General features: G+C 58.9%; 17 protein-coding genes. 10 read left to right on the top strand and 7 right to left on the bottom strand.

Annotated features, from left to right (window positions below; genetic code table 11):
- Positions 1 to 23: 23 nt before the first annotated feature.
- Positions 24 to 932, bottom strand: a complete 909-nt coding sequence (locus HU754_RS23830; RefSeq protein ID WP_186622884.1) for a flagellar protein MotY — start codon at positions 930 to 932, stop codon at positions 24 to 26.
- 160 nt (positions 933 to 1,092) lie between these two features.
- On the opposite strand from HU754_RS23830, the gene pyrC reads away from it, so the two are divergent.
- Together pyrC and rnt are read left to right on the top strand one after the other, a co-directional pair.
- Positions 1,093 to 2,139 (top strand): dihydroorotase, encoded by a 1,047-nt coding sequence (gene pyrC, locus HU754_RS23835; RefSeq protein ID WP_093430577.1) that lies wholly within the window; start codon positions 1,093 to 1,095, stop codon positions 2,137 to 2,139.
- Positions 2,136 to 2,813 (top strand): ribonuclease T, encoded by a 678-nt coding sequence (gene rnt, locus HU754_RS23840; protein ID WP_007916667.1) that lies wholly within the window; start codon positions 2,136 to 2,138, stop codon positions 2,811 to 2,813. The genes pyrC and rnt overlap by 4 nt, the downstream gene beginning before the upstream one ends.
- A 78-nt stretch (positions 2,814 to 2,891) precedes the next feature.
- On the opposite strand, the gene HU754_RS23845 is transcribed toward rnt, so the two are convergent.
- Complete coding sequence (locus HU754_RS23845; RefSeq protein ID WP_003227723.1) at positions 2,892 to 3,494, bottom strand: peroxiredoxin; 603 nt, start codon at positions 3,492 to 3,494, stop codon at positions 2,892 to 2,894.
- 314 nt (positions 3,495 to 3,808) lie between these two features.
- Between HU754_RS23845 and HU754_RS23850 the strand changes: the two genes are divergently transcribed.
- Positions 3,809 to 4,027 (top strand): bacterioferritin-associated ferredoxin, encoded by a 219-nt coding sequence (locus HU754_RS23850; protein WP_093430580.1) that lies wholly within the window; start codon positions 3,809 to 3,811, stop codon positions 4,025 to 4,027.
- A 201-nt stretch (positions 4,028 to 4,228) separates the two neighbouring features.
- Positions 4,229 to 4,702, top strand: a complete 474-nt coding sequence (bfr, locus tag HU754_RS23855) for a bacterioferritin (protein ID WP_007916671.1) — start codon at positions 4,229 to 4,231, stop codon at positions 4,700 to 4,702.
- Between the two features lie 187 nt (positions 4,703 to 4,889).
- On the opposite strand, the gene grxD is transcribed toward bfr, so the two are convergent.
- The 3 genes from grxD to plzR all read right to left on the bottom strand — a co-directional run bounded on the left by grxD (position 4,890) and on the right by plzR (position 7,859).
- Positions 4,890 to 5,231: a Grx4 family monothiol glutaredoxin gene (gene grxD / locus HU754_RS23860; protein WP_186622885.1), complete on the bottom strand. Its 342-nt coding sequence runs from the start codon at positions 5,229 to 5,231 to the stop codon at positions 4,890 to 4,892.
- A 97-nt stretch (positions 5,232 to 5,328) separates the two neighbouring features.
- Entirely contained in the window at positions 5,329 to 7,434 is a 2,106-nt protein-coding gene (locus tag HU754_RS23865) for a molybdopterin oxidoreductase family protein (protein WP_186622887.1), read from the bottom strand.
- A gap of 134 nt (positions 7,435 to 7,568) precedes the next feature.
- A complete protein-coding gene (gene plzR, locus HU754_RS23870) occupies positions 7,569 to 7,859 on the bottom strand; it encodes a PlzR type 4 pili assembly inhibitor (RefSeq protein ID WP_016986650.1) in 291 nt (96 codons plus the stop codon).
- A gap of 403 nt (positions 7,860 to 8,262) precedes the next feature.
- Here plzR and argF point away from each other — a divergent pair, with 403 nt between their 5' ends.
- Positions 8,263 to 9,183 (top strand): ornithine carbamoyltransferase, encoded by a 921-nt coding sequence (argF, locus tag HU754_RS23875; RefSeq protein ID WP_093430582.1) that lies wholly within the window; start codon positions 8,263 to 8,265, stop codon positions 9,181 to 9,183.
- Positions 9,180 to 10,289, top strand: coding sequence for an ABC transporter ATP-binding protein (locus HU754_RS23880; RefSeq protein ID WP_099757053.1), 1,110 nt, complete (start codon positions 9,180 to 9,182; stop codon positions 10,287 to 10,289). The genes argF and HU754_RS23880 overlap by 4 nt, the downstream gene beginning before the upstream one ends.
- Positions 10,290 to 10,407: 118 nt before the next feature.
- On the opposite strand, the gene HU754_RS23885 is transcribed toward HU754_RS23880, so the two are convergent.
- Together HU754_RS23885 and ybaK are read right to left on the bottom strand one after the other, a co-directional pair.
- A complete protein-coding gene (locus tag HU754_RS23885; protein WP_186622889.1) occupies positions 10,408 to 11,190 on the bottom strand; it encodes a PhzF family phenazine biosynthesis protein in 783 nt (260 codons plus the stop codon).
- 95 nt (positions 11,191 to 11,285) lie between these two features.
- The gene (gene ybaK / locus HU754_RS23890) at positions 11,286 to 11,756 is read right to left on the bottom strand and encodes a Cys-tRNA(Pro) deacylase (protein ID WP_090285884.1); all 471 of its coding nucleotides are present in this window, start codon (positions 11,754 to 11,756) and stop codon (positions 11,286 to 11,288) included.
- 362 nt (positions 11,757 to 12,118) lie between these two features.
- Between ybaK and HU754_RS23895 the strand changes: the two genes are divergently transcribed.
- From HU754_RS23895 to glpD, 4 genes are all read left to right on the top strand, one after another.
- Positions 12,119 to 12,970, top strand: a complete 852-nt coding sequence (locus HU754_RS23895; protein ID WP_186622891.1) for an MIP/aquaporin family protein — start codon at positions 12,119 to 12,121, stop codon at positions 12,968 to 12,970.
- 77 nt (positions 12,971 to 13,047) lie between these two features.
- Entirely contained in the window at positions 13,048 to 14,550 is a 1,503-nt protein-coding gene (gene glpK / locus HU754_RS23900; RefSeq protein WP_093430586.1) for a glycerol kinase GlpK, read from the top strand.
- Positions 14,551 to 14,788: 238 nt separating this feature from the next.
- On the top strand, positions 14,789 to 15,544 hold the full coding sequence (locus HU754_RS23905) for a DeoR/GlpR family transcriptional regulator (protein WP_007916700.1): 756 nt from the start codon (positions 14,789 to 14,791) through the stop codon (positions 15,542 to 15,544).
- Positions 15,545 to 15,853: 309 nt separating this feature from the next.
- Positions 15,854 to 17,392, top strand: coding sequence for a glycerol-3-phosphate dehydrogenase (gene glpD / locus HU754_RS23910; RefSeq protein ID WP_093430587.1), 1,539 nt, complete (start codon positions 15,854 to 15,856; stop codon positions 17,390 to 17,392).
- Positions 17,393 to 17,878 lie beyond the last annotated feature (486 nt).

A 17,878-nucleotide genomic window follows, 5' to 3' on the forward strand; every position in this document is an offset into this window, starting at 1 on the left:
AGAGCGCGACGATGACCGGAGGGTCAGGAAGTCGCCGCAGTATTGGCTGGCGTGCTCGCTTGCGGTGCCGGAGCCGCGACCGGCGCCACGCGCGCCAGTTTGACATTGACCCGACGGTTCTTCGCGCGATTGGCCGCGTTGGTGTTCGGCACAATGGGATATTGCTCGCCATGGAAACGCACGGTGATCTGCGATTCCTGAATGCCGTTGGCCTTGAAGAAGTCGACCACCGCCAGCGCGCGGCGGCGCGACAGTTCACGGTTGGTCAGGCGATTACCGCTGTTGTCGGAATGGCCGTCGAGTTCGATGTGATTGACCGTCGGATCGGCCTTCATGTATTCGAGCATCACTTGCAGCTTGGCTTTAGCGGCAGGATCCAGGTCAACGCCTTCGCCGGGGAAGCCGATCTGCGACTGTTTGATCTGGTCGAAATTCTGCGGCAGCAATTTCGCCACACATGTCTGGTAATCATTGAAGGCTTTGCTGAACTTGACCGGCAACAGGCGTACTTCAGAGACACGGCCATCGCCTGAAGCGCGCCGTACGACCGGGCTGCGACCGTCCAGCAGGCCACTGATCAAACCGCCGGCCTGGGACTGCGAACTGCTGAACAAAACGTTGCCGCTGCCGAGCCTTACAGAGCCCAGATTGATGTCACCACGGCCCGGCTGCCAAGGTGCAGCCGCTGCCAGCAACGTTGCAGAGCCGCCGCCGAGCATGGCGTTGTAGGCGTTCAGACGGAATATCGCCTGCTCGCCGGCCTTGCGCACGAACTCACCCGAGCCGAAATCAGTGATCGGTTGGGTCAGACGACATTCGAACTTGTCGCCGGCGACCGTCCACTCAATGTTCTCCAGACGGGTCTGGTACGTGAGCGCCATCGCCGGAAGGCTGGCAAACACACTGAGCAAGGCTAAATAACGCTGGCGCACGGGAGGCTCCATTGGCTTCTGAAACACAAAGACCGATTCACACTATGTTTACGGCATACCTACGGGATATCGGAAGGTTCCGGCAAAACTTGATAGCGAGTGCCTGCAAGAGTCTTTTCCGGTAGCATTCGCCTCAGTTTGACCCGCCTGGAATCCCCTCATGTCCGACCGCCTGACCCTGCTGCGTCCCGACGACTGGCACATTCATCTTCGCGATGGTGCCGTGTTGACCAATACCGTTGCCGATGTTGCGCGCACTTTTGGCCGCGCCATCATCATGCCCAACCTGGTACCACCGGTGCGCAACGCCGCTGAAGCCGACGGCTATCGCCAGCGGATTCTCGCTGCCCGCCCGGCCGGCAGTCGCTTCGAACCGCTGATGGTGCTGTACCTCACCGACCGCACCCAGCCCGAAGAAATTCGTGAAGCCAAGGCCAGTGGTTTTGTGCACGCAGCCAAGCTGTACCCGGCCGGTGCGACCACCAACTCCGATTCCGGGGTAACCAGCATCGACAAGATCTTCCCGGCACTGGAAGCCATGGCCGAAGTCGGCATGCCGTTGCTGATCCACGGTGAAGTCACCCGAGGCGACGTCGATGTGTTCGACCGCGAAAAGATCTTCATCGACGAGCACATGCGCCGCGTGGTCGAGCGCTTCCCGACGCTGAAAGTGGTGTTCGAACACATCACCACCGGCGACGCCGTGCAGTTCGTCAACGAGGCTTCGGCCAACGTAGGCGCGACCATCACCGCGCATCACCTGCTGTACAACCGCAACCACATGCTGGTGGGCGGGATTCGGCCGCACTTCTATTGCCTGCCGATCCTCAAGCGCAACACGCACCAGGAAGCCCTGCTCGACGCCGCCACCAGTGGCAGCGCGAAGTTCTTCCTCGGCACCGACTCGGCGCCGCACGCCCAGCACGCCAAGGAAGCCGCTTGCGGCTGTGCCGGCTGCTACACCGCGTACGCCGCCATCGAGATGTACGCCGAAGCCTTCGAACAGCGTAATGCGCTGGACAAACTCGAAGCTTTCGCCAGCCTCAATGGCCCGCGCTTCTACGGCCTGCCGGCGAACACCGATCGCATCACCCTGGTTCGTGAAGAATGGACCGCCCCGACCAGCCTGCCGTTTGGCGAGCTGACCGTTATCCCGCTGCGCGCCGGTGAAAAACTGCGCTGGCGCCTGCTGGAGGAACACGCGTGAGTGAAGACCATTTCGACGACGAACTGGACGGTCAAAGTGGTGGTGGCGGCTCCCGTCACCCGATGGCAGCACGCTTTCGCGGCTACCTGCCGGTTGTCGTTGACGTAGAGACCGGTGGCTTCAACTCGGCCACCGACGCTCTGCTGGAGATTGCCGCGACCACCATCGCCATGGATGAAAAGGGTTTTGTTTACCCCGATCACACCTACTTCTTCCGCGTTGAACCGTTCGAAGGCGCCAACATCGAAGCAGCGGCGCTGGAGTTCACCGGAATCAAACTGGATCACCCGCTGCGCATGGCGGTCAGCGAAGAAACCGCGCTGACCGACATCTTCCGTGGCATTCGCAAGGCGCTGAAGGCCAATGGCTGCAAGCGCGCGATTCTGGTCGGGCACAACAGCAGCTTCGATCTTGGCTTCCTGAACGCGGCCGTTGCGCGTCTGGACATGAAACGCAACCCGTTCCACCCGTTCTCCAGTTTCGACACTGCGACGCTGGCCGGTCTGGCATACGGTCAAACGGTACTGGCGAAAGCCTGCCAGGCCGCCGACATCGATTTCGACGGTCGTGAGGCGCACTCGGCACGTTACGACACCGAGAAAACCGCTGAGCTGTTCTGCGGCATCGTCAACCGCTGGAAACAGATGGGCGGCTGGGAAGATTTCGACGACTGATTGAGGGTCGTCGGGTAAATCCCGCGCATGAAAAAACCGGCCACGTGGGCCGGTTTTTTTGTACCTCGATGTTGCGCCTTACAGGGCAGCAGCGTTCTCGGTCAGGTAAGCCGCAACGCCTTCTGGCGAAGCGTTCATGCCTTTGTCGCCTTTTTTCCAGTTGGCAGGGCAGACTTCGCCGTGCTCTTCGTGGAATTGCAGAGCGTCGACCAGACGGATCAGCTCTTCCATGTTACGGCCCAGCGGCAGGTCGTTGATGATCTGCGAACGGACAACGCCTTTGTCGTCGATCAGGAACGCGCCACGGAAAGCCACGCCGCCTTCGGATTCAACGTCGTAAGCCTTGGCGATGTCGTGCTTCATGTCGGCAGCCATGGTGTATTTCACCTGGCCGATGCCGCCATTGTTTACTGGGGTGTTGCGCCATGCGTTGTGAGTGAAGTGCGAGTCGATCGACACAGCGATCACTTCAACATTGCGAGCCTTGAAGTCGGCCATGCGGTTGTCCAGAGCGATCAGCTCGGACGGGCAGACGAAGGTGAAGTCCAGTGGGTAGAAGAACACCAGGCCGTATTTGCCTTTGATGGCCGAGGACAGGGTGAAGCTGTCAACGATCTCGCCATTGCCGAGTACGGCCGGGACGGTGAAGTCAGGGGCTTGTTTGCCTACGAGTACGCTCATTGATATCTCCTGGTGTAAAAACTTGAAGTTCAGGGTCCGCGCCAGCCTGCCACCCTCAGGCGACAGCCCTGTGACACGAACCCCCTTCGCAAGGGCCGACCATCATACACTGCGAATTTGGCCTGTCCTTAACGGTTTTTCAAAGCAGGCGCAGAACGGCACTGCATTTACGGGGCCAGGCAAAACGCCAGCAAATACCGTTCGTCAGTCACGGCTGAGAATCAGCAAAAGCCTTCCGAAAGCACTTTGACAATCATTCTCGTTAACATTAAGATCCATCGCAATTGAGTCACAACCAGCGACGGTTCTCACTTATGTATGTTTGTCTCTGCACTGGCGTCACCGACGGACAGATCCGCGATGCGATCTATGAAGGTTGCTGCAGCTATAAAGAAGTCCGCCAGGCCACCGGCGTCGCCAGCCAATGCGGCAAATGCGCGTGCCTTGCCAAGGAAGTCGTTCGCGAAACCCTGACCAAGCTGCAAACCGCTCAGGCTGCGATCCCCTACCCCGTAGAATTTACCGCCGCTTGATTGCCCCCCATTTCAAAGAACCGGACTTATGTCCGGTTTTTTTATGCCTGTAAATCAACTGCTTAGCACCCAGACGCGGAACACAAACATTCTTATTCCGATTAATTTTCATATATTATTCAATAACTTAGGTTTGACACTTATAAGTACGAAGCTCAAACTCCGCCGTATATACAGCTAATACAGGGCAGGACTCCGATCATGAAAGGCGACATTACAGTCATCCAGCATCTCAACAAGATCCTTGCCAATGAGCTGGTCGCGATCAATCAGTACTTCCTGCATGCACGCATGTATGAAGATTGGGGCCTGAACAAGCTCGGCAAGCACGAATACAAAGAATCCATCGACGAGATGAAACACGCGGACAAGCTGATCAAGCGCATCCTGTTCCTCGAAGGCCTGCCGAACGTGCAGGACCTGGGCAAGCTGCACATCGGCGAGCACACCAAGGAAATGCTGGAGTGCGACCTGCGTATCGAGAAGACCGGCCATGCTGACCTGAAGACCGCAATCGCCCATTGCGAAACCGTTGGCGATTTCGGCAGCCGTGAACTGCTCGAAGACATTCTCGAATCCGAAGAAGAACATATCGACTGGCTGGAAACCCAACTGGGCCTGATCGACAAAGTCGGTCTTGAGAACTATCTGCAATCGCAGATGGGCGAAGAGTAGGAGCTGCCGAAGGCTGCGATCTTTTCAGGTTGCACCGGCAACTTGCAGTAACTTTTCGAACGCACTAAAAAGCCCCGCCCTCTTTCGAGTGGCGGGGCTTTTTATTGGCTGAAGATCAAAAGATCGCAGCCTCGTTTCACTCGACAGCTCCTACACAAGCAGCAGCTGTCGCATGAAACCTGGCCGATCAGGCTTCGGACTTGTTCGCCGCTGCCGCTTCAACAGCCGCCTTGATGGTGCTTTGCAGCGAACCGTCTGCAGCCATCTCGGTCATGATGTCGCTACCGCCGACCAGTTCACCGCCGACCCACAGTTGCGGGAAAGTCGGCCAGTTGGCGAACTTCGGCAGGTTGGCGCGGATTTCCGGGTTCTGCAGGATGTCCACGTACGCAAACTTTTCGCCACAAGCCATCACAGCCTGCGCAGCTTTCGCAGAGAAGCCACACTGTGGGGCATTCGGCGAGCCTTTCATGTAAAGCAGAATGGTGTTGTTGGCAATCTGCTCTTTAATCGTTTCGATGATATCCATGGAGCACCTCGGCTGAACTTTCCGACTCATGGGTCGGCACGGTGACGCATTGTAACGGAATCCCGAGCGCCATGCTCGGTCTCCCCGACGGTCACATTCAGGCCGCCGCCACCGTCACCGGCACACCATTAAGTGCGGCGTTACCCGACAGCTCATCTAGCTGGCATTCATCGGTCAGATCGTTTGCGCTCGACCCAGGCTGACTGCTGGCAATCGCCATTTGCACGCCCGGCCGCGCATGCCCCCAACCATGCGGCAGGCTGACCACGCCTTTCATCATGTCCAGACTGCCGAGCACCTCGACCTCGATCTGCCCCACCCGCGAGCTGACGCGAACCAACTGACCATCGTTAAGCCCACGGCTGGCGAGATCATCCGGGTGCATCAGCAGTTGATGGCGTGGCTTGCCCTTCACCAGACGGTGATAGTTGTGCATCCACGAGTTATTGCTGCGCACATGACGACGGCCAATCATCAACAGCTCATCGGCGGCCGGCGCCTGCAATGCGGCAAAGCGTGCGAGGTCAGCAAGGATCTCTGGCGGAGCAGCCTGCACGCGCTGATTCGGCGTTTTCAGGCGCGCAGCCAGGTTCGGCTTCAACGCGCCCAGATCAATCCCGTGGGGATGATCGAACAACGTCGCCAACGAAAGCTTCTGTTCGGACGCGTCACCGTACAGGCCCATGCGCAGGCCCATATCGATCATCTTCGCCGGTGGCATGGTCGGTTTCAGTTCCTTGCCAGTCTTCTCGGCAAAGGCCTTGGCCAGGCCCACGAAGATCTCCCAGTCATGCAAGGCGCCCTCGGGTTTGGCGAGGATCGCGCGGTTGAAGCGGGTGACGTTGCGCACCGCGAACAGGTTGAACGTCGTGTCGTAGTGATCGTTTTCCAGCGCCGAGGTTGACGGCAGAATCAGGTCGGCATAGCGCGTGGTTTCGTTGATGTACAGGTCGACGCTGACCATGAACTCCAGGCCATCCAGCGCCTGCTCCAGTTGCCGCCCGTTCGGCGTCGACAACACCGGGTTGCCAGCGACGGTGATCAGCGCACGAATCTGGCCCTCGCCTTCGGTAAGCATCTCTTCGGCCAGGGCCGAGACCGGTAGCTCGCCGCCGTACTCGGGACGCCCGGAAACGCGACTCTGCCATTTGTTGAAATGCCCGCCCGAAGTCGACGCCACCAGATCCACTGCGGGTTCCGTGCACAGTGCACCGCCGACGCGATCAAGATTACCGGTGACCAGGTTGATCAATTGCACCACCCAGTGACACAAGGTGCCGAAGGCCTGCGTCGAAACGCCCATGCGTCCGTAGCACACGGCACTCGGCGCGGCGGCGAAATCCCGGGCCAGTTGGCGGATCTGCTCGGCAGGAACCGCACACAACGGGCTCATGGCTTCAGCGGTAAACGCAGCGACAGCGGCGCGCACGTCATCCAGCCCATCGACCGGCAAATGACTTTCGCTGGTCAAGCCTTCGCTAAACAGGGTGTTCAGCACACCAAACAACAACGCTGCATCGCCCCCCGGACGCACGAACAAATGCTGATCAGCCATGGCCGCCGTCTCGCTGCGCCGTGGATCGACGACCACCACTTTGCCGCCGCGCGCCTGAATCGCTTTCAAACGCTTCTCAACATCCGGCACGGTCATGATGCTGCCGTTGGACGCCAGCGGATTACCGCCGAGAATCAGCATGAAGTCGGTGTGATCGATATCTGGAATCGGCAACAGCAAACCATGGCCATACATCAGATAACTGCTCAGGTGATGCGGCAACTGATCGACCGAGGTCGCCGAGTAGCGATTGCGCGTCTTCAGCAACCCCAGGAAATAATTGCTGTGGGTCATCAGCCCGTAGTTATGCACGCTCGGGTTGCCTTGATAGACCGCCACGGCGTTCTGGCCATGACGCTCCTGGATGGCCGCCAGCTTCTCGGCCACCAGCGCAAAAGCCTCGTCCCACTCTATCGGTAGCCATTCGCTGCCCACACGGCGCATTGGCTGGCGCAGGCGATCAGGATCGTTCTGGATGTCTTGCAGGGCCACAGCCTTGGGGCAAATGTGTCCACGACTAAACGTGTCGAGTGCGTCACCCTTGATTGAAGTGATCGCGACGTTGCCCTCGGTTTCGGTGGTTTCGATGGTCAGCCCGCAAATGGCTTCACACAGATGGCAGGCACGGTGATGGAGAGTCTTGGTCATGGCCAGTCTCTGTCTTGTTCTGGGCAGGCATTCACGCCCGCGGGAACAAAACTATGGCCCCGGCGCCGATCCTGCGCCAGCGACGTTCGTCCTGTGAATCGGCGGTTATCAGGCGAGCCGATAAACCGCCATGATCAGTTCGACGGCAGCTGAGGCGGTGCGGCCAGCTGAATCTCCTGAATGGTTTCAATCTGCTCGTGGGCGACATGTACGCCGGTGAGCTCGCCGATCAATCGCCAGTGTTCGTCGAGCCCGGCACTGATGGTCGCCATGCGATCGATCATGTGGCGGCCGGCGCTCTTCACCACTTCGTCTTCGCTGCGCAGCAGTTCGAATGACATTGAAGTGACTGAGGCGGTGAGATGGGTCAGTGAGCGAGCCGTGTGGCCCAGCAGTTCCATTAACAGTTTTTCTTTCGATTCCATGCGGAGGCTTCCTGCGTCGCTCGAAACTTATTTATAACCCAGCACTTTGCTTTAGCAAATGTTTCAGCCTGAGCATCCGACCAAGTGATGGCATGGCGCCACGGTGGTAAACCGACCCAAGCGACGCGATCCCCGCCACGCCGCATTGCCAAGCCCTGCAAGGCCAGTGTACAAAGAGGCTCGCTGCTGTCCTGAACCCGGCTTCAAATGCGCGACTGCAACATTCAGTGCGCCCTCCGAATCCCGCAAAAACCGTAGCCTATTGGAAAAACGCGACATTTAGTGTCAATATCGCGCCTTCCCCTATTTCGTCGCCCCGTGCGGCTTACGCCGCAGGTCTCGCCCGTTGTTCCGTTAAACAAGGCTTTGAGCATCTGCGGTTTGTAGCAAAAGGTAGTCAATGATGAGCGCAAGGCACTTTCTCTCCCTGATGGATTGCACGCCCGAAGAGCTGGTCAGCGTGATCCGTCGAGGCGTTGAGCTCAAGGACCTGCGTAACCGCGGCGTACTGTTCGAGCCTCTGAAAAACCGCGTGCTGGGGATGATCTTCGAAAAATCCTCGACCCGCACCCGGATCTCGTTCGAGGCCGGCATGATCCAGCTCGGCGGCCAGGCAATCTTCCTGTCGCCGCGCGATACCCAACTGGGCCGTGGCGAGCCGATCGGCGACTGCGCCATCGTCATGTCGAGCATGCTCGATGCGGTGATGATCCGAACCTTTGCCCACAGCACCCTGACCGAATTCGCCGCCAACTCGCGCGTGCCAGTGATCAACGGCCTGTCCGATGACCTGCACCCGTGCCAGTTGCTGGCCGACATGCAGACGTTCCTTGAACACCGTGGCTCGATCCAGGGCAAAACAGTCGCCTGGATCGGCGACGGCAACAACATGTGCAACAGCTATATAGAAGCGGCGATCCAGTTCGACTTCCAGTTGCGCGTTGCCTGCCCGGAAGGCTACGAGCCAAATCCTGAGTTCGTCGCCAGAGCCGGCGATCGCGTGACCATCGTCCGCGACCCGCAAGACGCCGTGCGCGGCGCGCATCTGGTGAGCACCGACGTCTGGACTTCGATGGGTCAGGAAGAGGAAACTGCCAAGCGCCTCAAGCTGTTCGCGCCGTTTCAGGTCAACCGCGCCCTGCTCGACCTCGCTGCCGAGGACGTGCTGTTCATGCATTGCCTGCCGGCGCACCGTGGCGAAGAAATCAGCCTCGACCTGCTTGATGACCCGCGCTCCGTCGCCTGGGATCAGGCAGAAAACCGTCTCCACGCACAGAAGGCCCTGCTCGAGTTCCTCGTTGAACCGGCATATCACCACGCATGAGTCATGAATTACTGCTGAACCTGCGCAACCTCGCTTGCGGCTATCAAGATCAACGTGTGGTGCAGAACCTCAATCTGCACCTCAACGCCGGCGACATCGGCTGCCTGCTCGGCTCGTCCGGCTGCGGCAAGACCACCACCCTGCGTGCCATTGCCGGATTCGAGCCGGTGCACGAAGGGGAAATCACCCTCGGTGGCGAAACCATTTCCAGCGCCGGCTTCACCCTCGCCCCGGAAAAACGCCGGATCGGCATGGTGTTCCAGGACTACGCACTGTTCCCGCACCTGAGCGTCGCCGACAACATTGCCTTTGGCATTCGCAAGCACCCGAACAAGGAACGCGTCACCGAAGAGCTGCTCGAACTGGTCAACCTGAAAAACCTCGGCAAGCGCTTCCCGCACGAGCTGTCGGGCGGCCAGCAACAGCGCGTCGCCCTCGCCCGTGCGTTGGCGCCAGAGCCGCAATTGCTGCTGCTTGATGAGCCGTTTTCCAACCTCGATGGCGAACTGCGGCGCAAGCTCAGCCATGAAGTGCGCGACATCCTCAAGGCGCGTGGCACCAGCGCAATTCTGGTGACCCACGACCAGGAAGAGGCTTTTGCCGTCAGCGATCACGTTGGCGTGTTCAAGGAAGGTCGACTGGAGCAGTGGGACACGCCGTACAACCTGTATCACGAACCGGCAACGCCTTATGTGGCCAGCTTCATCGGTCAGGGTTACTTCATTCGTGGTCAGCTCGGCAGCCCGGAATCGGTGCAGACCGAACTGGGTGAACTGCGTGGCAATCGAGCCTATACGTGGCCGATTGGCGGCGCAGTGGATGTGCTGCTGCGCCCGGATGACATTGTTTATGCACCGGACAGTGGGTTGAAAGCGCGGATTGTCGGCAAGACGTTCCTTGGCGCTTCGACGCTGTATCGCCTGCAATTGCCAACGGGTGCGCAGCTGGAATCGATTTTCCCCAGCCATGCGGATCATCAGGTGGGTGCGGAGGTGGGGATTCGGGTTGCCGCTGAGCATCTGGTCTTGTTCCAGGCTTCCGGCAGCACCGCCGCACAGATCCCGGCATTGGAAAACGGTGTTCGCCGCTACAGCGCCGCACTCTGATCCGGCCCGGATCAAAACTATGGGAGCGCCCTGCTCGCGAATTCGATGTATCAGTCACAGATGATTTGACTGACCGACCGTATTCGCGAGCAGGCTCGCTCCCACAGGTGTTTTTGGGCTAGCCCAACAACAATGTGCCGCTGGCAACCAGCGTCGCATTACCGCCGATTTTCACCCGCTCTCCTTCCAGCCGACAGAACAACTCCCCACCCCGTGCCGAACGCTGGCAGGCGGTCAGGCTCGATTTGCCCAGACGCTTGGACCAATACGGGATCAGGCTGCAATGCGTCGACCCGGTCACCGGATCCTCGTTGATGCCAATCGCCGGCGCAAAATAGCGCGAGACGAAGTCGTGCTGATTGCCGCGCGCGGTGACGATCGCGCCCAGCCACGGCAATTTGGCCAGCGCGACCATGTCCGGTTTGCAATCGAGCACCGCCTGCTCCGACTCCAGCACCACAAACAGTTCGTTGGAGCCGAGCACATCCACCGCCTCGACCCCCAGCGCTCGCTCGACATCCAGCGTCACGCCAATTTCCGAGGGCACGATCGACGGGAAGTCCAGCCACAAACGGCCCTCTTCACGGCTGACACTCAACGGCCCGGACTGGCTGGTAAAGTCGATACGCTCGGCGCTTTCCTTGTAGATCTCGAACAGCACATAAGCACTCGCCAACGTGGCGTGCCCGCACAACGGCACTTCAGTGGTCGGGGTAAACCAGCGGATATGCCAGGCCTGACCTTCGCGCACCAGAAATGCGGTTTCCGCCAGATTGTGTTCGGCGGCGATCTTCTGCATCAGCTCATCCGCGAGCCACGTCTCCAGCCGATAAACCATCGCCGGATTACCACTGAACGGCCGATCACTGAACGCGTCGACCTGATGAAACTCGAGCTGCATAATTTTCTCCCTGAGTCAGTCGTCAGAGGATGCAGCCACGCCGTGATCAGCGCCAGTGACAGAACCCGTCAATTTTTTACATACAGCATTAATGACTAAGGACGGCCGATGTCGGCAAATTTGGCCTGGGTGTGTTCGGCGAGCACCGCGGGCGCCAGCTCCACTTCCAGGCCACGCCGACCGGCGCTGACATAAATAGTCGCAAAACCCTGAGCCGAGTTGTCGATAAAGGTACGCAGGCGCTTCTTCTGTCCCAACGGGCTGATGCCGCCCAACAGATACCCGGTGGAGCGCTGAGCGGCTGCCGGGTCAGCCATCTCGACTTTTTTTACGCCAGCGGCATGGGCAAGACCTTTGAGGTCGAGGCTTCCGACGACCGGCACCACCGCCACCAGCAACTCGCCTTTTTCACTGGCCGCGAGCAGGGTTTTAAACACCTGTGCCGGTTCAAGTGCCAGCTTCTCTGCGGCCTCAAGGCCATAGGACGCGGCCTTCGGGTCATGTTCGTAACTGTGCACACGATGTTCGGCACGAACTTTTTTCAACAAGTCCAACGCAGGGGTCATGGCAGCTCCAGGCTCGGCAATGGCAAAAAAAACCTCCGCCGGATTCTAGGTGATCAGCCTCCAAAAGGCTCTATCCCAAGCCACGATTCCCGCGGCTCGCAGACATTCAGCGCACGTTGTCGCACCCGGGCCACAAAGGATCATTCACCCAGCGAATAGTTTTATTGTGACCGACGGTTCACTTTCGACCTTTGACAGGTTTGTTTCTTGTCTATATTTTTTCGAATCTGAATAATGTAAGAATTGTCGTCACAGCGACACCCAGCAGTAAACCGGGAACGGAATGGGGATTCCTACTCGGGGAAAATCGCGCCTTGCCCTGTTGGCAAACGCGCCAGACAACAACAAAAACGAGGTTTTCAATGACAACTGCTTTACAGCAACCATCGCTCTCGAGCCAATGCATGGCCGAGTTTCTGGGTACTGCTCTTCTGATCTTTTTCGGCACCGGCTGTGTCGCCGCGCTCAAAGTCGCGGGTGCCAGCTTCGGCCTGTGGGAAATCAGCATCATCTGGGGCGTCGGCGTGAGCATGGCGATCTACCTCACCGCCGGAGTTTCCGGCGCGCACCTGAACCCGGCCGTGAGCATCGCCCTGGCGATCTTCGCCGACTTCGAAAAGCGCAAACTGCCGTTCTATATTATTGCCCAGATCGCTGGCGCCTTCTGCGGCGCGCTGCTGGTTTACACGCTGTACAGCAATCTTTTCTTCGATTACGAACAAACTCACCAAATGGTCCGCGGCTCGGCCGCCAGCCTTGAGTTGGCCTCGGTGTTCTCGACCTTCCCGAACCCGGTGCTGTCCACCGCCCAGGCATTCCTGGTCGAGATGATCATCACGGCGATCCTGATGGGCGTGATCATGTCCCTGACCGATGACAACAACGGCCTGCCGAAAGGCCCGCTGGCGCCGCTGCTGATCGGCTTGCTGATTGCCGTTATCGGCAGTTCGATGGGGCCGTTGACCGGTTTCGCCATGAACCCGGCGCGTGACTTCGGTCCGAAACTGATGACTTTCTTCGCCGGCTGGGGTGAAATTTCCTTCACTGGCGGCCGTGATATTCCGTATTTCCTGATTCCGATTTTTGCACCGATTGTCGGTGCCTGCCTCGGCGCTGCCGGGTATCGCGGGCTCATCGCCCGTCACCTGACCGGCGCCACACCTGCTACAAAGGATGCAGAACCGGCCATTGACGGCAAACCAAGAACTTCTTGAAACAGTCGGCGCCGGCTCCTGCCCTATAGAGCCTGCGCCACGGCCCACTCTCCCTTATTTCGTCCAAGGCAATCGACATGACCGACATTCAGAATAAGAACTACATCATTGCCCTCGATCAGGGTACGACCAGCTCCCGCGCGATCATTTTCGACCGCGACGCGAACGTGGTCTGCACCGCGCAGCGCGAATTCGCCCAGCATTACCCGCAAGCCGGTTGGGTTGAACACGACCCGATGGAAATCTTCGCCACCCAGAGCGCGGTGATGGTTGAAGCCCTGGCCCAGGCTGGCCTGCATCACGATCAGGTGGCTGCCATCGGCATCACCAACCAGCGTGAAACCACCGTGGTCTGGGACAAGACCACCGGCCGCCCGGTGTACAACGCCATCGTCTGGCAGTGCCGCCGCAGCACCGAGATCTGCCAGCAGCTCAAGCGCGATGGCCACGAAGACTACATCCGCGACAACACCGGCCTGGTCACCGACCCGTACTTCTCCGGCACCAAACTGAAGTGGATCCTCGACAACGTCGAAGGCAGCCGCGAACGAGCGCGCAACGGCGAACTGTTGTTCGGCACCGTCGATAGCTGGCTGATCTGGAAATTCACCGGCGGCAAGGTGCACGTTACCGACTACACCAACGCCTCGCGCACCATGCTCTTCAATATCCATTCGCTGGAATGGGATTCGAAGATGCTGGAAATCCTCGACATCCCGCGCGAGATGCTTCCGGAAGTGAAGGCTTCTTCGGAAATCTACGGCCGCACCAAGAGCGGCATTGCCATCGGCGGTATCGCCGGTGACCAGCAAGCCGCATTGTTCGGGCAGATGTGCGTGGAGCCGGGTCAAGCGAAAAATACCTACGGCACCGGCTGCTTCCTGCTGATGAACACCGGCGACAAAGCGGTGAAATCCCAGCACGGCATGCTCACCACCATCGCTTGCGGCCCGCGTGGCGAAGTGGCTTATGCGCTGGAAGGCGCGGTGTTCAACGGCGGTTCGACCGTGCAGTGGCTGCGCGATGAATTGAAAATCATCAACGACGCCCACGACACCGAATACTTCGCCAATAAAGTGAAGGACAGCAACGGCGTGTACCTGGTGCCGGCCTTCACCGGTCTGGGCGCGCCGTACTGGGACCCATATGCCCGTGGCGCGCTGTTCGGCCTGACTCGCGGCGTGCGCGTGGATCACATCATCCGCGCCGCACTGGAGTCGATTGCTTACCAGACTCGCGACGTGCTCGACGCCATGCAGCAAGACTCCGGCGAACGCCTCAAAGCCCTGCGCGTGGACGGCGGCGCGGTGGCGAACAACTTCCTCATGCAGTTCCAGGCCGACATCCTCGGCACGCAGGTCGAGCGTCCGCAAATGCGCGAGACCACTGCACTTGGCGCCGCGTATCTGGCCGGTCTGGCGTGCGGTTTCTGGGGCAGCCTGGACGAACTGCGTGGTAAAGCGGTGATCGAGCGTGAGTTCGAGCCGAGCCTGGACGAAACCGAGAAAGAGAAGCTGTACAAAGGCTGGAAAAAAGCCGTCAGCCGCACCCGTGACTGGGCGCGTGAAGACGCTGAATAAGCCAACCTTAGGACTGGCTAAAGCGGTCCAAACAGCGTGAAAGCGTAGCGAGCGAAGGCAAGCCAAGGCAAAAACAGGCGAGGACGCGGAGTTTACGGGCTTGTAAATGAGCAGTCCGAGCCTGTTTTTAACGCAGGATGGCCGAGCGCAGTAGCTTTCACGTTGTTTGGAAACTGGTCGGGAGCGGATTCCTGCGTCATCATGGGCAAATTTTGCACGGCAGCCCAAAGGAAGCCCCATGAATCTGCCTCCCCGTCAGCAGCAAATCCTCGAGCTGGTCCGCGAACGCGGCTATGTGAGCATCGAGGAAATGGCCACGCTGTTCGTTGTTACCCCGCAAACCATCCGCCGCGACATCAATCAGCTCGCGGAAGCCAATCTGTTGCGTCGCTACCATGGCGGCGCAGCCTACGATTCCAGCGTCGAAAACACTGCCTATGCGATGCGCGCCGACCAGATGCGCGATGAAAAACAACGCATCGGTGAAGCCATCGCCGCCCAGATCCCCGATCACGCCTCGCTGTTCATCAACATCGGCACCACCACCGAATCGATTGCCCGCGCCCTGCTCAACCACAATCATCTGAAGATCATCACCAACAACCTGCATGTGGCGTCGATGCTCAGTGCCAAGGATGATTTCGATGTGCTGCTGACCGGCGGCAATGTGCGCCGTGATGGCGGCGTGGTCGGTCAGGCGAGCGTGGATTTCATCAATCAGTTCAAAGTTGATTTCGCCCTGGTCGGGATCAGCGGTATTGATGAAGACGGCAGCTTGCTGGATTTCGATTATCAGGAAGTGCGGGTGTCGCAGGCGATCATTGCCAATGCGCGGCAGGTGATTCTGGCGGCGGACTCCAGCAAGTTCGGGCGTAACGCGATGATTCGCCTGGGGCCGATCAGCCTGATCGATTGCCTGGTAACGGATCAGCAGCCGGTGCCGGCGCTGGCGCAGTTGCTCAGCCAGCACAAGATTCGCCTGGAAGTCGTTTAACTACCCTTCTCTTCATTGTCTGTACTGACGCCTTCGTCGGATCGCCGCCCGGAGCCGGCTCGCTCCCACATTGGAATGCATTTCAAACTGTGGGAGCGAGCCTGCTCGCGAAGGCAATCGAGTAAACAGCACACCTCTAGCGCCCCTTCGCGCATTTAATGTTCGAAAATTTTCTTTTAACTGCCCTTCGATGAGTTTTTTCAATCGAACGTGACTGGCTGCGCGGGTGTTTATGGGCTACCATTTTCGCAAATGAACATTCATGTTCGATTTCCAATATAGAAAATCAAAAGAACCCGAGGCCAGCCGATGTCCACCTCTACCTTGCGTACGCCCCCAATCTCCGAGATCTACGACATCGCCGTCATTGGCGGCGGGATCAATGGCGTGGGGATCGCAGCGGATGCCGCCGGTCGCGGGCTTTCGGTGTTCCTTTGCGAAAAAGACGATCTGGCCAGCCACACCTCGTCGGCCAGCAGCAAGCTGATCCACGGCGGCCTGCGCTACCTCGAACATTACGAATTCCGTCTGGTGCGTGAAGCGCTGGCTGAGCGCGAAGTGTTGCTGGCCAAGGCGCCGCATATCGTCAAACCGATGCGCTTCGTGTTGCCGCACCGTCCACACCTGCGCCCGGCGTGGATGATCCGCGCTGGCCTGTTCCTGTATGACAACCTCGGCAAGCGCGAAAAACTGCCAGGTTCGAAAAGCCTCAAGTTCGGCGCCGACAGCGCACTGAAAAGCGAAATCAAGAAAGGCTTCGAATACTCCGACTGCTGGGTCGATGACGCCCGCCTCGTTGTCTTGAACGCCATGGCCGCCCGCGAAAAAGGCGCTCACGTGCACACCCAGACCCGGTGCGTCAGCGCCCGTCGCACCAAAGGCCTGTGGCACCTGCATCTGGAACGTGCCGACGGCAGTCTGTTTTCGATCACCGCCAAAGCGCTGGTGAACGCCGCCGGCCCGTGGGTTGCCAAGTTCATTCGTGACGACCTGAAGATGGAATCGCCGTACGGCATCCGTTTGATCCAGGGCAGCCACATCATCGTGCCGAAGTTGTATGAAGGCGATCACGCGCACATTCTGCAAAACGAAGATCAGCGCATCGTCTTCACCATTCCGTACTTGAACCACTTCACCCTGATCGGCACCACCGATCGTGAGTACACCGGCGATCCGGCGAAAGTGGCAATCACCGACGCCGAAACCGACTACCTGTTGAAAGTGGTCAACGCCCACTTCAAGCAGCAGATCAGCCGTGACGACATCCAGCACAGCTACTCGGGCGTACGCCCACTGTGCAACGACGAATCCGACAACCCGTCGGCCGTCACCCGTGATTACACCCTGGCCTTGTCGGGCAGCACTGAAGAGGCACCGCTGTTGTCGGTGTTCGGCGGCAAGCTGACCACTTACCGCAAACTCGCCGAGTCGGCGATGGCGCAGTTGATGCCGTTCTTCACCCAGATGCGCCCGAGCTGGACCGCCACCGCTACCCTGCCCGGCGGTGAGGACATGACCACCCCACAAGCCTTGTGCGCGCAGATCCGCGACAAGTTCGACTTCGTGCCGACCGAGATCGCCCGCCGCTGGGCCACCACCTACGGCAGCCGGACCTGGCGCATGCTTGAAGGTGTGGAAAGCCTCGCGGACATGGGCGAACACATCGGCGGCGGACTCTACACCCGCGAAGTCGATTACCTGTGCAGCGAAGAGTGGGCAACCACGGCGCATGACATTCTGTGGCGTCGTAGCAAGCTGGGGCTGTTTACCACTCCGGCCGAGCAGGAGAAGCTTGCAGCGTATCTGGGTAAGGTCGAGCAGAACCGTAGCAAGATTGAAGCGGCGTGATGTGAACATCGCTTAAACGAAAGCCCCTGAATTGAGAGATTCAGGGGCTTTTTGTTTTGTGGATTCTGTTGAACCTGATTGTGTCAGTCAGATCCTTCCCCCTCACCCCAGCCCTCTCCCCCAAGGGGTAGAGGGGGAAAGGGAGCCGATCTTCATGGGGTTCGAAACTTGAGTTCGACTCGATATCTCACGTCGGCATAAATCGACCATCCACCGCGTTCAGTCCCCTCTCCCTCCGGGAGAGGGCTAGGGTGAGGGCTTTTGATCGTTCGGCTTTCCGAACGCGACTTCCCGGTCGATTCGGTAAACCGGATCAGTTACGCCAAAACAAACCATCACAAAACTTTAATAACGTTATAAATCATAAAGTTAAGTACATCGCCCTGGTCTGGCACGAGTCATGCTCTACACTCTCTCGACGAATGCTTGTTGTGCCAACACTTCAGGAGCCGTCAGGCATTCGAAGCACAAAAGGGCCGACGAACT

Source organism: Pseudomonas zeae, from assembly GCF_014268485.2.
GTDB classification, from domain to species: Bacteria; Pseudomonadota; Gammaproteobacteria; order Pseudomonadales; family Pseudomonadaceae; genus Aquipseudomonas; species Aquipseudomonas neuropathica.

Coding starts and splice junctions, on each gene's coding strand:
- grxD (WP_186622885.1), bottom strand. CDS start 5,231: ATGGATATCATCGAAACGATTAAAGAGCAGATTGCCAACAACACCATT.
- bfr (WP_007916671.1), top strand. CDS start 4,229: ATGAAAGGCGACATTACAGTCATCCAGCATCTCAACAAGATCCTTGCC.
- argF (WP_093430582.1), top strand. CDS start 8,263: ATGAGCGCAAGGCACTTTCTCTCCCTGATGGATTGCACGCCCGAAGAG.
- plzR (WP_016986650.1), bottom strand. CDS start 7,859: ATGGAATCGAAAGAAAAACTGTTAATGGAACTGCTGGGCCACACGGCT.
- glpD (WP_093430587.1), top strand. CDS start 15,854: ATGTCCACCTCTACCTTGCGTACGCCCCCAATCTCCGAGATCTACGAC.
- glpK (WP_093430586.1), top strand. CDS start 13,048: ATGACCGACATTCAGAATAAGAACTACATCATTGCCCTCGATCAGGGT.
- HU754_RS23885 (WP_186622889.1), bottom strand. CDS start 11,190: ATGCAGCTCGAGTTTCATCAGGTCGACGCGTTCAGTGATCGGCCGTTC.
- HU754_RS23895 (WP_186622891.1), top strand. CDS start 12,119: ATGACAACTGCTTTACAGCAACCATCGCTCTCGAGCCAATGCATGGCC.
- HU754_RS23905 (WP_007916700.1), top strand. CDS start 14,789: ATGAATCTGCCTCCCCGTCAGCAGCAAATCCTCGAGCTGGTCCGCGAA.
- HU754_RS23850 (WP_093430580.1), top strand. CDS start 3,809: ATGTATGTTTGTCTCTGCACTGGCGTCACCGACGGACAGATCCGCGAT.
- HU754_RS23865 (WP_186622887.1), bottom strand. CDS start 7,434: ATGACCAAGACTCTCCATCACCGTGCCTGCCATCTGTGTGAAGCCATT.
- HU754_RS23845 (WP_003227723.1), bottom strand. CDS start 3,494: ATGAGCGTACTCGTAGGCAAACAAGCCCCTGACTTCACCGTCCCGGCC.
- HU754_RS23880 (WP_099757053.1), top strand. CDS start 9,180: ATGAGTCATGAATTACTGCTGAACCTGCGCAACCTCGCTTGCGGCTAT.
- ybaK (WP_090285884.1), bottom strand. CDS start 11,756: ATGACCCCTGCGTTGGACTTGTTGAAAAAAGTTCGTGCCGAACATCGT.
- pyrC (WP_093430577.1), top strand. CDS start 1,093: ATGTCCGACCGCCTGACCCTGCTGCGTCCCGACGACTGGCACATTCAT.